Origin of the sequence: Allobosea sp. R86505 (assembly GCF_042466375.1) — a bacterium.
Lineage (GTDB): Bacteria > Pseudomonadota > Alphaproteobacteria > Rhizobiales > Beijerinckiaceae > Allobosea.
In genome coordinates this window covers 4,560,781-4,573,692 of record NZ_JAXHPY010000001.1, presented here as the reverse complement: position 1 = coordinate 4,573,692, position 12,912 = coordinate 4,560,781, and the positions used below count along the sequence as shown (strand labels likewise).

9 protein-coding genes and 1 pseudogene are annotated in these 12,912 nt (G+C 66.7%); 2 read left to right on the top strand and 8 right to left on the bottom strand.

What is annotated here, in order from left to right; genetic code table 11:
• Positions 1 to 16 precede the first annotated feature (16 nt).
• The 5 genes from SJY11_RS22045 to fabI form a co-directional block, all read right to left on the bottom strand.
• On the bottom strand, positions 17 to 874 hold the full coding sequence (locus SJY11_RS22045) for a 3-hydroxybutyryl-CoA dehydrogenase (RefSeq protein ID WP_376988872.1): 858 nt from the start codon (positions 872 to 874) through the stop codon (positions 17 to 19).
• 73 nt (positions 875 to 947) lie between these two features.
• A complete protein-coding gene (locus tag SJY11_RS22040; RefSeq protein WP_376988871.1) occupies positions 948 to 2,168 on the bottom strand; it encodes an acetate/propionate family kinase in 1,221 nt (406 codons plus the stop codon).
• Entirely contained in the window at positions 2,165 to 3,547 is a 1,383-nt protein-coding gene (locus SJY11_RS22035) for a bifunctional enoyl-CoA hydratase/phosphate acetyltransferase (RefSeq protein WP_376988870.1), read from the bottom strand. Before SJY11_RS22035 ends, SJY11_RS22040 begins: the two co-directional genes overlap by 4 nt.
• Before the next feature lies 1 nt (position 3,548).
• Positions 3,549 to 6,053 (bottom strand): DUF3141 domain-containing protein, encoded by a 2,505-nt coding sequence (locus tag SJY11_RS22030; RefSeq protein ID WP_376988868.1) that lies wholly within the window; start codon positions 6,051 to 6,053, stop codon positions 3,549 to 3,551.
• Between the two features lie 14 nt (positions 6,054 to 6,067).
• Positions 6,068 to 6,832, bottom strand: a complete 765-nt coding sequence (gene fabI / locus SJY11_RS22025) for an enoyl-ACP reductase FabI (protein WP_376988867.1) — start codon at positions 6,830 to 6,832, stop codon at positions 6,068 to 6,070.
• Positions 6,833 to 7,034: 202 nt separating this feature from the next.
• Here fabI and SJY11_RS22020 point away from each other — a divergent pair.
• Together SJY11_RS22020 and SJY11_RS22015 are read left to right on the top strand one after the other, a co-directional pair.
• Positions 7,035 to 9,389, top strand: a pseudogene (locus tag SJY11_RS22020) (Orn/Lys/Arg family decarboxylase); the annotation flags it as partial.
• 30 nt (positions 9,390 to 9,419) lie between these two features.
• Entirely contained in the window at positions 9,420 to 9,977 is a 558-nt protein-coding gene (locus tag SJY11_RS22015; protein ID WP_376989392.1) for a GNAT family N-acetyltransferase, read from the top strand.
• A 166-nt stretch (positions 9,978 to 10,143) separates the two neighbouring features.
• Here SJY11_RS22015 and SJY11_RS24630 read toward each other — a convergent pair whose 3' ends face one another.
• From SJY11_RS24630 to SJY11_RS21995, 3 genes are all read right to left on the bottom strand, one after another.
• Complete coding sequence (locus SJY11_RS24630; protein WP_465247443.1) at positions 10,144 to 10,599, bottom strand: SDR family NAD(P)-dependent oxidoreductase; 456 nt, start codon at positions 10,597 to 10,599, stop codon at positions 10,144 to 10,146.
• 80 nt (positions 10,600 to 10,679) lie between these two features.
• Positions 10,680 to 11,822, bottom strand: a complete 1,143-nt coding sequence (locus tag SJY11_RS22000; RefSeq protein ID WP_376988866.1) for a helix-turn-helix transcriptional regulator — start codon at positions 11,820 to 11,822, stop codon at positions 10,680 to 10,682.
• A gap of 105 nt (positions 11,823 to 11,927) precedes the next feature.
• The gene (locus SJY11_RS21995; protein WP_376988865.1) at positions 11,928 to 12,872 is read right to left on the bottom strand and encodes a PfkB family carbohydrate kinase; all 945 of its coding nucleotides are present in this window, start codon (positions 12,870 to 12,872) and stop codon (positions 11,928 to 11,930) included.
• Between the last annotated feature and the right edge of the window lie 40 nt (positions 12,873 to 12,912).

Below are 12,912 nucleotides of genomic sequence, written 5' to 3'. Positions count from 1 at the left end.
ATCGAGCCGCCTCCCGTCACGCCTTGTATTCGGCGAAGCCGCGCCCGGTCTTGCGCCCCAGATAACCGGCATGGACCATCTGCTTCAGCAGCGGGCTTGCCCGGTATTTGGGATCATCGAAGCCCTCATACAGGGTTTCCATGATGTTGAGCACGACGTCGAGCCCGATCAGATCGCCCAGCGCCAGCGGTCCCATCGGATGATTGGCGCCGAGCTTCATCATGCTGTCGATGTCCTCCGGCGTGGCGAGCCCCTCATGGACGCAGTTGATCGCCTCGTTGATCAGCGGCGCCAGCAGGCGGTTCACCACGAAGCCGTAGCTGTCCTTGCTGACCCGCGGCGTTTTGCCGATGGCGCGCGTCGCCTCGGTCACTGCGTCCGCGACCGCATCCTCCGTCTGGAGGGCCCGGATGATCTCGACCAGCTGCATCACCGGGACGGGATTGAAGAAATGCATGCCGATCACCCGGCCCGGGTGCTCGGACGCGGCGGCGAGTTGCGTCAGCGAGATCGAGGATGTGTTGGAGGCGAAGATCGCATCTGGCCGGCAGATGCCGTCGAGCCGCTTCAACACGCTGGCCTTGACGTCGAACCGCTCGACGATCGCCTCGATGACGAGGTCGCGGTCTGCCATCTCTTCCAGCGCAGTCGTCCCGGTCACCAGCCCGAGCGCCGCCTGGGCCGCTTCATCGGTCAACAGTCCCTTCTTGACCTGTCGGCCGAGGCTGCCCGCCATCGTCTCGCGGGCCCGCTCGAGGGCCGGCTCGGAGAGGTCCTGCAGCAACACGGGGAAGCCGGCGACGGCGAAGATCTGGGCGATGCCATTGCCCATCGTGCCGGCGCCGATCACGCCGATGGTCTTGATCGCGGTCATGGACATCTCCGGTACCGGCAATTTGCGAAGGATGGTGTCGGGAGGGCGGCGGTCGACGGCGGGTCGCCTCCGGTCAGGTGGCAGCGGTCTCCGATAGGCCGGCGGCGGCGCGCGCGGCCCGTGCGATCACCAGATCCTCGCGGGTCGGTACGATCATCACCGTGGTGCGCGAGAATTCCGAGGAGATCACCGTCGCGCTCTCGGCGTTACGGCCATGGTCGATCTCGATGCCCATCCAGCCCAGCCGCTCGCAAACACGGCGGCGCACGACGCGGGAATTCTCGCCGATGCCACCGCAGAAGACGAGCGCGTCGATGCCGCCCATCACCGCAGCCATCGCGCCGAGTTCACGCTGGACGCGGAAGACGAAGTAATCGATGGCGCGATGGGCCTCGGCATTGTCGGCCGCCTCGAGTGTTCGCATGTCGTTCGACAGGCCGTTGGAAAGCCCGAGCAGACCGGATTCATTGTAGAGAATCTGGCGGATCTGGGCGGTGTTCAGCCCTTCCTGATCGAGCATGTAGAGCATCACGCCGGGGTTGAGTTGGCCGCAGCGCGTGCCCATAGGCAGGCCGTCCAGCGCCGAATAGCCCATCGAGGAGGCGACCGAACGGCCGCGATGGATCGCGCACATCGAGGCGCCGTTGCCGAGATGGGCGACGACGACGCGGCCCGACATCAGATGTGGTGCGATCCGCCCGAGTTCGCCGGTGACATAGTCATAGCTCAGCCCGTGGAAGCCGTAGCGGCGCACGCCGATCTCGTAATAGCGATGCGGCAGGGCGAAGGTGTCATTGACGAAGGGCTGGCCGCGATGGAAGGCGGTGTCGAAGCAGGCGACCTGCGGCACGCCCGGAAACGCCTCGGTCGCGGCGCGGATGCCGGCGATGTTGTGCGGCTGATGCAACGGCGCGAAGGGCGACAGCGTCGCGAGCGTCTCCAGCACCGCTTCGTCCACCACCACCGGGGCGGAGTAGAAGATGCCGCCATGGACGACGCGATGGCCGATCGCAGCGAAGTTCAGCGCCGGGAAGGCGCGCTTGACTGTGGCGATCACCGTCGCCAACGCCGCGGCATGGTCGGTGAAGCCGCCTTCCGCCGGTGCGATCGGCTCGCCTGCCGCGTCCTTGATCTTCATCGCGCCGTCCGGGCCGATGCGGTCGACCTGGCCGGTGGCCAGCGCAACGTCGCCCTCGGCCGGAAACAGCGCGAATTTCAGCGAGGAGGAACCGGCATTCAGCGCCAGAAAGCCGGCCCCTGAGCCCGCCAGCGGAGCGGTGGTCTCGGCGGTCATGCCATCTCTCCTTGATTGGCATGGTGCAGGGCGGCGACAGCACAGGAGGCCAGACGCGACATCGCGCTGTCGGAGCGTGAGTTCAGGATCACCGGCACACGCGCACCCAGCACCAGGCCGGCCCCTTCGGCATGGCTGACGAAAGAGAGCTGCTTGGCGAGCATGTTCCCGGCATCGATGCCGGGCACGACGAGGATGTTGGCCTGGCCGGCGACCAGGCCCTTGAGGCCCTTGCTGCGGGCCGCGCCCTGGTCGACCGCATTGTCCATGGCGAGCGGCCCATCGACCTGCCCGCCGGTGATCTGGCCGCGCTCGGCCATTTTCGATAGCAGCGCCGCATCGATCGAGGACTGGATCGCGGGATTGACCGTCTCGACCGCCGAGAGAACGCCGACGCGCGGCTCCATGCCGAGCGAGAGGGCGAGATCGATAGCGTTCTGGACGATGTCGACCTTCGTCGCGAGGTCGGGAGCGATGTTGATCGCGGCGTCCGTCACCATCACGGGCTCGGGTCGGCCGGGCACATCCATGACGAAGACATGGGTGAAGCGCCGCCCGACCCGCAGGCCCGTCGCCTTGTCCAGCATCGGCCTGAGCAGATCGTCGGTGTGGAGATGACCTTTCATCACGGCCCCGGCGCGTCCCTCATGCACCAGCTGGCAGGCCATCGCCGCCGCTGCGACATCGCCGACGACGTTGATGATCTCGAACCCCGACAGATCTGCCTCCAGAGTGAGCGCAGCGGCCCGGATCTTGTCTTCGCGCCCGATCAGGATCGGCGTGATGATGGTTTCCTTCGCCGCGAGCAGCGCGCCGCCCAGCGAATTGCCGTCATGAGGGCAGACCACGGCGACGGGCAGGGCCGGCAGCGGGCGCGCCCGCTCCAGAAGCCTCTCGAAATGCCGGTGGCGCTGCACGACGAGGCCCGGCACCTCGACGTCTTCGCGATCGAACTTCTCCTGCGGCGCGATGACGACCGCCTCGCCGCTGACGATCAGGGCCTCGTCGGAGGCCCGCACGACCTGCGTCTCCATCCGGACGACGCCGTCGGCCAGCTTCTCGACAACCTTGACCCGGCACAGAACCTCGTCGCCGGCATGGGCGCGCGCATGAAAATCGAGAACTTGACGGCGGTACAGCGTGCCGGCGCCCGGAAGCAGCATCCCCAGTACGGCTGAGATCTGCGAAGCGACGAACATGCCAGGCGCAATGTTCTCGGCCTTGCCGTCGCCATCGACATCGGTCTGCGGCAGGTGCATCGGGTTGTAGTTGCCCGATGCCGCCGCGAAGACGTAGAGGTCGTCGGGCGTGATGATGCGGCGCAACTCCGCCGTTTCGCCGGGCTGCAGCTCGGCGAAGGTTCGGTTGGTCAGATGCATCTCAATCGTCCTGTCTGGCTGCGGTCTTGCCGTTGCGGTGCCGCCGGGCGACAGCGGCGGCCTTGGCGGTTTCCGCATTGGCGGTCACGGCGTCGAGCAGCCCCGCCGTGTCCTGGACGTCCAGCAGCGGATCGTCGGTCACATCCGCGTCGTCATGGGGCAGTTCCAGTGCCGCAGCGAAGCGCTGCAGCAGCGTCTGAGTTGCCGGGGCCATCTCGGTCGCCGCTCCGGGGATGTAGCGCACCGTCTTCAAGGCGAGTTCGCGCTGTTCGGGCGTCGACAGCAGGCTCGGCAGGGTTTCGATCGCGCGATCGGGCTCATAGGTCGCGATCAGGGTCTGTTCGTGGATGATCAGAGCCCGCCTTTCGGCGCCGAGCGATTTGAACGGCTCGTCCTGGGTCAGGACCTGGCTTGAGCGCTCGAGTCGGTCACGGCGTACGGTGCCGCGATTGTCGGCCAGCAGGATCAGCATGCGGATCACGGCCTCGGGGAAGCCGCCACGCTCGATGTTGTAGAGAGCCGCCGCCACCTCGGGTAGGCCGCGCAATTCGTCGGTGCTCTTCAGCGTGCGGCGCGCCTCGTGAGTCTGGCCGAAGACGCGGGCCCAGGGTGTCGACCACAGTCCGAAGAAGGCGAGTTCATGCATCAGGTCGCGGCTGTCGCGGTAGATGTCGATCATCTGCTCCGTAGCTTGAACCCACAGCGCTTCCGCCGCGAGGAACGGATTGTCCGGCGCGGCTTTGGCACGGCTCTCGCGCACCCGCTCGGCCGCGCTCTCCAGCACCGACATGGCCGGGTTGCGCGACGAGGCGAGTGCCCGGATCATCCTCTGCGGATGCAGCGCCCGGCTGGCCTCGGCCGCGGTCTCCGTCACCAGCGCCTTGACGACCGGGCGCATCAGCGTGTCGTACATCTGGGCCTGGACCTCGGAGGCCCGCGCCACGGCGGCGAAGGGTCGCTCGTCGGCATAGCCGTCGTCGAGGGCGCGAATGTCATCGAGCGTCCGCTCGACGAAGCCGACGGTGAAGCGTTGACGGCCCGCTTCCACCTTCACGTCTTCGATGCGCATCTCGTAGAGGCCCGGTGCCAGCGCCTCGATCGTCTCAAGCGTCGTGCCGACCTCGGCATGCTCGCGCTTGGCGATCTGGGAGGAGACGAAGATGCCGAGATGGCCGACCTGATCATGCACCATGTAGATGATGCGCTGGCCGCGGATGCGAATCTCCGAGACATCGGCATAGGTCTCGGCGATCCAGTTCAGCGCCTGCTGCGGCGGCGTGATGTTGTCGCCATGGCTGGCGAAGACGATGATCGGCGCGCGGATCGCTTTGAGATCGACCGGCCGGCCGGGCTCGAGCCGGGCCTCGTTCTTCGACAGGCGGTTGCCGACGAAGAGCTGTTCGACAATCCAGCGAATTTCCGGCTCGGTCAGCAGGAAGAAACCGCCCCACCATTTCTCGAATTCCAGAAAGGTCGTGTCGCCCTTGTCGATGTCGCGGAACAGGTCGGTGTATTTGCGAAAAAGGGTTCGCGACGGGTTGAGCATCTCGAAGTTCTGGACCAGATGCGCGCCGTCGAAGATGCCGCCACCGAGGTCTGAGAGGAACATCGGGATCCAGGTCCCGCCGAGCACGCCGGCATTGTAGCGCATCGGGTTCTCGCCGATGCGGCCGGCCCAGGGTGCGACCGGCGCGCCGTTGATGACGATCGGCCCGGTCAGGTCGGTGTTGGTGGCCGCCAGCAGCAGCGTCGCCCACCCGCCCTGGCAATTGCCGGTCACGACCGGCTTGGGCGCTTTCGGATGCCGGCGCATCACCTCGCGCACGAAGGCCGCCTCGCTGCGTGTGACATAAGAGAGGTACTGGCCCGGCTCAGGCCGGCTGCGGAAGGCGACGAAATAGACCGGGTGGCCTTCGCGCAGCGCGACGCCGACCTGGCTGTCGGTCTTGAATCCGCCGATGCCGGGCCCGTGGCCGGCGCGCGGGTCGATGATGATGTAGGGCCGCAACGTGTCGTCGATGACGACGCCGTCCGGCGGCAGGATGCGCAGCAGCATGTAGTTGGAAGGGTAGGGCTGGTCGCGCCCGTCCATCACGGTTTCGTAGTCGTAGATCAGGACCGGCGGGCAGTCGGCCGCTTCATGCGCCAGAAAGATGTCGCCACGCTTGCGCAGCGTGTCAGCGGCCAGGATCGCGCGCTCGGCGGCGTCGCGCTGATACTCGAGCCAGGCCTGCGGCAACGCGGTCTTGCCCTGGGCCTGATGCAGGGCCGACAGGACCGCACCGGTCTCTTCCAAGAGCTTTCGGCTGCGCTCGGCATGGGTGTCCAGCATGCGCTTGCCCTGGCGCGCCGCGGCGGCCGACAAGATGTCGCCCGTGCTGGCGCAGGCCTCGGATTCACGCTTCGCGCTGGCGAGGCCTCGCTGAAACATGGCCATGGCATCGCCCTGCGGGCGCGGCAGACCCGACGAGACGCCGGGGTCGAACAGGTCGAAGACGCTGGCCATGGCTCGGGTATCCTTCAGGCGATGATCGAGAAGCCACCATCGATGGCGTGAATGCCACCGGTGAGATTGCGGGCCTCCGGAGAGGCCAGGAAGGCAGCCACTGCGCCGACATCCTCGATCGTGGCGAGATGGCGCGTCGGAGCGCGGCTGGCGGCCGCGTCGAGCAATTCGTCGAAGTGATCGATACCGGAGGCGGCGCGGGTCGCCAGCGGACCCGGCGAGAGCGCATGAACGCGGATTCCCTGCTCGCCGAGTTCGGCGGCCGCATAGCGAACGGCGCTTTCCAGAGCCGCCTTGACCGGGCCCATCATGTTGTAATGGCGCACGACCTGCGAGGAGCCGAAGAACGATACCGACAGGCAGGTGCCGCCAGCGGGCATCAGAGGCTCGGCGAGCCGCAGCATCTGCAGAAAGGAATGGACCGAGATCGTCATCGCCTGCGCGAAACCCTCGGACGAGCAATCGATCACGCGGCCCTGCAGGTCCGCCTTCGGCGCAAAGGCGATCGAGTGCAGCAACGTGTCGAGCCGGCCCCAGCGCTGGCCGATCTCGTCGAACAGCGCCGCCATCGCGCCGGGCTGCGTAACGTCGAGCGGCGCCATGATCTGCGCGTCGAGCGACTCGGCGAGCGGGCGAACAAAGGGTTCGGCCTTCGCATTGAGCCATGTGACGGCGAGATCGGCCCCCTGTTGACGGAAAGACTTGGCGCATCCCCAGGCGATGGAATGCTCATTGGCGATGCCGACGACGAGGACTTTCTGACCTTGCAGCGAAAACATCGTTGCCCCCCCACCGCAATGCAGCATGGCGGGAATAGGCGTCGAACCGGTGACGGTTTTCGGACAGTTCATCAACCGACGTGCCCGTCGCAGGCGACACGTCGATTGGTCAGGCTCTCGGTCGGGGCTTCTTCAGCAAGAGGTTTCGTCGTTCCGTCATAAACGGAGGGGATACCTGCCGGTTGGCAATGTCGGGGTCGTTATGGATTATTTCAGGCGCTTCACCTTTCTCTTCGCGACGCCGAACTTCGACGCGGAGGACCTCGAGGGCATCCGCTTCCACCAGATCGTCGACGAGATCGAGCGCTCCGGTTTCGAGGTCGTCAAGGCACGCAAGCTCGAAGATGCCGAAATCGCGGTCCAGACCGACGCGGCGATCGGCTGCATGGTCGTCGACTGGGGCAAGAAGGGGCTGGAGGGCAAGACGGCGGCGCTGATCAACCTGATGCGCCGGCGCGGGCTCGAATTCCCGATCATTTTGCTGATCCGCCGAAAGCGCTTCGAGGATGTGCCGGTCGAGGTGCTCGATTTCATCGACGGCTACATCTTCCTCTCCGAGGAAACGCCGCCCTTCATCGCCAAGAGCCTGATCAGCCGGCTGAAGCAATATGCCGAGACGCTGAAGACGCCGTTCTTCGGCGCGCTGGTCGACTATGCCGAGGAGGGCAATCATCTCTGGACCTGCCCCGGCCACAATGGCGGCGTCTTCTACAGCCGCAGCCCGATCGGCCGGGTCTTCATGGAGCATCTCGGCGAGGCGGTGTTCCGTGACGACCTCGACAATTCCGTGCTGGATCTTGGCGACCTGCTGACCCATGAGGGTCCGGCCCTCAAGGCCCAGAAGGAAGCGGCGCAGATCTTCGGGGCGGAGAAGACTTACTTCGTCCTCAACGGCACCTCGACCTCAAACAAGGTCGCTCTCGCCGCGCTGGTCACCGACGACGACCTCGTCCTGTTCGACCGCAACAACCACAAGGCTGCCCATCACGGCGCGCTGCTGATCTCCGGCGGCATTCCGATCTATGTACCGACCGCGCGCAATGCCTGGGGGCTGATCGGCCCGATGCGCTGGGAGGCCTTCGACGAGCAGGCTTTGCGCGAGCGCATCCGGACCAACCCGCTGGTCAAGGACAAGGATGCCTGGCAGAAGCCGCGCCCCTTCCGCGTCGCGGTGGTCGAGCAATGCACCTATGACGGCACGATCCACAGCGCCCAGATGATCCTCGATAAGATCGGCCATCTCTGCGACTACATCCTCTTCGACGAGGCTTGGGCTGGCTTCATGAAGTTCCACCCGCTCTATGCCGGGCGCTTTGCCATGGGGCTCACGGGGTTGGGGCCCGATTCGCCGGGCATCATTGCCACGCAATCGACGCACAAGCAGCTCGCGAGCTTCAGCCAGGCCTCACAGATCCACATCAAGGACCGGCACATCAAGGGCCAGAAGCGGCGCGTCGAGCACCGCCGCTTCAATGAGAGCTTCATGCAGTACGCTTCGACCTCGCCCTTCTACCCGCTCTTCGCCTCGCTAGATGTCGGCGCGCAGATGATGAAGGGCCGATCGGGCGAAGTGCTCTGGGACGACACGATCCGACTCGGCATCGAGCTGCGCAAGAAGATCCGGGCGGTCCGACGCGAGTTTGAGGAGAAGGAGGCGCGGGTTGAGCGCCGCTGGTTCTTCGAGCCGTTTGTGCCGGAGCGTGTGTCGATCCTCGATGCCGCGCGCCCGGGCGGCGTGCACGACATCGCCTGGGAGATGGTCGCCACCGACCAACTCGCCGCCGACCCGGCTTACTGGCAGCTTGCGCCGGGCGCGGGTTGGCACGGCTTTGCGGCGATGGAAGCGGGCTTCGCCATGACCGACCCCAACAAGCTGACGCTCCTCACGCCCGGTTTCGACCGTGTGACCGGCGCTTATGCGGAGCATGGCATCCCAGCGCCGGTCGTCGCCCAGTTCCTGCGCGAGAACCGGATCGTGGCCGAGAAGAACGACCTCAACTCGCTGCTCTTCCTGCTGACGCCGGGCGTCGAGGCCAGCAAGGCCGGCACGCTGATCAGCGGGCTCGTCGCCTTCAAGAAACTGCATGACGATAACGCCCTGCTCGAAGACGCGATCCCGGAGTTCTATCGGCGCAGGCCGGCGCGCTATGAGGGCGTGCGCCTGCGCGACCTCTGTGGCGAGATGCACCGCTTCTTCCGCGATCATCAGGTCAGCGAGCTTCAGAACCGGCAATTCTCCCCGGAGCATCTGCCGGAGATGGCGATGTCGCCGCATGACGCCGCCCGCTGCCTCGTCCGCAACGATGTCGACTATCTGCCGATCGATGCGATCGCCGGGCGGATCGCCACCACGCCCTTCGTTGTCTACCCTCCCGGCATCGCCACCATCGTGCCGGGCGAGCGCCTGTGTCAGCGGGCCAAGCCGATGATCGACTATCTCAGGATGTTCGAGGCCTGCTTCAATGCCTTCCCGGGTTTCGACGTCGAGATTCAGGGCGTCTATCGCGAGCATGACGCTGACGGTCGGGTCCGCCTACACACCTATGTGGTCAGCGAGCCGGTTCGAGCACTGAGGTCGGACGACGCCATGGATGTTGACCTGCCGATCTTCGTGCGTCCCTCGCGCGACGACGATGTCGAGCCCATGCTGGCCATCTATCGTCGGCATATCCGCCGCGGCATCGAGGCCGAGGTCGAAGAGACCGGAACCCCCAAGCCCGACGATCTGAAGGATCGCCGCAAGAACCTGCGCAACCGCCGCCTGCCGCATCTTGTGGCGACGCGCGGCGGCGAGGTCGTGGGCTATGCCTATGTCGTTCCCTTTCGCAAGCGTCCGGCCTACCGCTTCACGGTGAAGCATTCGATTTACGTGCATCACGAGCATCTCGGACGTGGCATCGGGAGGCTGCTGATGCAGGCGCTGATCGACGCCTGCGCTGTGGCCGGCTTCCGCCAGATGATCGGCTATATCGACGGGGAGAACACCGCCTCGCTTGCTCTTCACGAGCGCTTCGGCTTCGTCAGGGTTGGATTGCTGCCGGGTGTCGCCTATCGCTATGGCAAATGGTCCGACAGCGTCATGGTGCAGCGCTCGCTCGGCGCCGGTGCGACAGGGCCTGTTGCTGCCGAGGCCTCTCAGCGGTGACGAACTCGGTCTTCCCGTCCCTCTGGCAGAGCTTGAGATGGCGCTGAGCGGCCAAAGTGTTACCGCTCGAGTCCATGTGAGGCCTGCGTTCGGCTTGAACTTCTCGGTTCAGATCGGCACCACCAGCAGATGTCGGTATCGGTCGCTGCGTGCCCCCGCAACCAAATCAAAACACCACAAAACGCCCGCAGCCAAAAGCCGCGGGCGTTTTTGCGTCAAGGGGCTTCAACTCCGGTATGCGCCGCCACCGTCGACGTCCAGCACGGTGCCGCTGACATAGCCGCAGGCGGGCGAGCTCAGGAACGCCGCCGCATTGGCGATCTCCTCCGGCTCGATCAGCCGGTTCGAGCGGCAGGCCGGTCAGCATCTCTTCCCAGCGTTCCTCGTCGCCGAAGCGGATTTTCGCACGCGTCCGGCTGAGCGAGATGATGCGGTCGGTGCGCGTCTGGGCGGGGTTGACCCCGAAGACCCGGACTCCCCAATCCACCGAGTGTCCACCCACCGCCCTGGTGAAGGCCATCAGCGCGGCGTTGCCCGTGCCACCGCAGATGTAGTCGTAGCGCGGGCTGCGACCCGCGCCGCCGATGATGTTGACGATCACGCCGGTCCCCCGGTCCTTCATGGCCGCGAGCCGGCGCGCTCCGTCGCGTCGATCACGCGATCGTGGAGACGGCGGCGCGGCCGTGGTCGGAGGCGCTGGGTCTAGAGGGGGCCGCGCAACGGCGGGACGGCGCCTTGCAGCAACGCGACGAGCTGGCTCTGCTGCCGCGTGTCGGTCTTCTGGAAGATGCGCGCGAGATGCGTCCGGGCGGTCGAAATCCTGACGCCCTGCAGGGCCGCCGCCTGCGCGAGCGACAGCCCCCCGGCGAGGGCGGAAGCGATACGGGCTTCGCAGTCGGTGAGGTGGAAGAGCTGGCGGCTGCTCGCAGCGATTTCGTCGACCTGCCCGAGCGGCTTCAGCGCGATCAGCAGCCGCTCGGGCGAGGGTCGATCGGCCCGGCGTGGTGACGCGGGGACCACACAGATCGACAGGGACTGGGTCTCTTCGCGATCGCTGCGCAGAATCAGGCTGCTGCGCTGCCCGCCGAATTCGTCTCGGGCGCCGAAGGCGCCCTCCAGCAGCCGCTTGAGATCGCGCTGGTCGCCCGGGTGCCGGGCGACCAGGCGGCTCAGCCGTAGGGAGAGCAGGCCGTCCGGGCCCGACAGGAGGTCGTCGGCGCTGCGGTTGACATAGACGACGCGTCCGTCCCGCTCGACGAGGATGATCGCCAGCGTCACCATATCGAGCGCGCTGCGCGCCTCGTCGCGCTGCAGGCGCAACTGCCCCACCTCCCGGCTGAGCATCGAAACGCGACGCAGCAGAGGCGTCAGGCGCTGCAGCAGGGCGACCTCGCTTGGACCGAACGGCTCCTGACGCTGCCCGCGCTGAACGTCGAAGAACCACTGGCGGGTGCGGCTTTCGCCCAGGCGGCAGCCGATGCCGCCATACATGTCCTGCGGCGCCATCCATTCGCGCCAGCCCCGGCTGGCCCGCAGCGCCTCGAGGCCGAAGAGATCGCCGTCGCGATAGACGGTGCCGACGGGCACGGCACGCAGCGCATCGCCGAAGCGAAGAAACTCATCCGACAAATCCGTGTAGCAGCGCCGCTGCATCGCCTCGTCACTGTTGGTGCTGACCGCGTCGGCTGGCGACAGGCCAGGCCCGAGCGAGGCGTGGCACGCTTTCGAGCCATCGAAGAGCTGCCTCAGTTGCTCGACGGCGGCCGGCATGCGGGCGTCATCGAGTGCGCCTTCGAGCAGGCTGTCCACCGTCGCGATCACCGTATCGATGCTGGGGACGGACATCGCCAATCCTCGTTCGCCGTGCTGCCCATGCGGACCCGACCACCGAACCTACCATCGGCAGGCGCAGTCGGAAAGTCCAAAAGCAGTCCATTCCAGGTGAGCCTCTCAGCGCGACGTCCCGATGAGCTGATCGATGTCCGCCTGTGTCCCGAGCGCCTGGAACACACCCGGCCGACGCGTTGCGATGGCGCCGGCCGCCGCGGCGTGGAGAAGGGCTTCGGCCGTGCTTCGCCGCCGGGCCAGGGCGACACCGAGCGTTGCGGCAAAGGCATCGCCCGCACCGAGCGAATCGACCGAGTCGACCGGCAGCGCGGCTTGGCCCGTCGCTCCCTCGGCGGAGAGCGCGACCGCACCGGCCGCGCCGAGCGTCATCACGACGAGACGGGGACCGTGGGCGAGCACCGCGGGCCCCCATTCCGCGACGAAGCGGGCCGGCTCGGCGGGGTCGAGGCATCCGGGCAGGATCTGCTCTGCCAGCGCTTCCGCCTCCGTCTGGTTGAGCACGAGAATATGCGTATCGGCCAGGATCTCCGGGGCGACCGGCCTGAAGGGGGAGGGATTGAGCAGGGTCGCGATGCCGCTCCGCTGCGCCAGCGCGAAGGCCTCCCGGATCGGCGCGTCGCCGATCTCGAATTGAGCCATCACGAGGTCGCAGGCCGCCAGCCGGTCGGCCGCCGCGCGCACATGCTCCGTCCCGAGCGCTCGGTTGGCGCCGGCGTCGACGGCGAGGCAGGTTTCACCCTGTGCGTCGGTGAAGCCGACACCGCTGCCGGTCTTTCCGGCGACGCGGATCAGCATCGCCGCCGGCAGCCCGGCCTGCTCGAGCGCCGGCGCGGCGAAGCTCGAGGCCAGGTCGTCCCCGACGGCGAGCAGCCCGTCGACCTCTGTGCCGAGGCGTCGCGCGGCAATGGCGAGGTTCAGTCCCTTGCCTCCCGGTTCGATTGTGACGATATCGGCTGCGAGCGATTCTCCTGGGCGGGGGAAGCGTGAGACCTTGGCCGAACAGGACACCACGAAACTGCCGAGAACGAACACAGACGCTTTGGCCATGGCTTTTGATCCCTGTCGTTCGCTGGACGGGCGGATGCCG

Coding starts and splice junctions, on each gene's coding strand:
- SJY11_RS22015 (WP_376989392.1), top strand. CDS start 9,420: ATGGATGTTGACCTGCCGATCTTCGTGCGTCCCTCGCGCGACGACGAT.
- SJY11_RS22040 (WP_376988871.1), bottom strand. CDS start 2,168: ATGACCGCCGAGACCACCGCTCCGCTGGCGGGCTCAGGGGCCGGCTTT.
- SJY11_RS21995 (WP_376988865.1), bottom strand. CDS start 12,872: ATGGCCAAAGCGTCTGTGTTCGTTCTCGGCAGTTTCGTGGTGTCCTGT.
- fabI (WP_376988867.1), bottom strand. CDS start 6,832: ATGTTTTCGCTGCAAGGTCAGAAAGTCCTCGTCGTCGGCATCGCCAAT.
- SJY11_RS22035 (WP_376988870.1), bottom strand. CDS start 3,547: ATGCATCTGACCAACCGAACCTTCGCCGAGCTGCAGCCCGGCGAAACG.
- SJY11_RS22045 (WP_376988872.1), bottom strand. CDS start 874: ATGACCGCGATCAAGACCATCGGCGTGATCGGCGCCGGCACGATGGGC.
- SJY11_RS22000 (WP_376988866.1), bottom strand. CDS start 11,822: ATGTCCGTCCCCAGCATCGATACGGTGATCGCGACGGTGGACAGCCTG.
- SJY11_RS22030 (WP_376988868.1), bottom strand. CDS start 6,053: ATGGCCAGCGTCTTCGACCTGTTCGACCCCGGCGTCTCGTCGGGTCTG.
- SJY11_RS24630 (WP_465247443.1), bottom strand. CDS start 10,599: ATGAAGGACCGGGGGACCGGCGTGATCGTCAACATCATCGGCGGCGCG.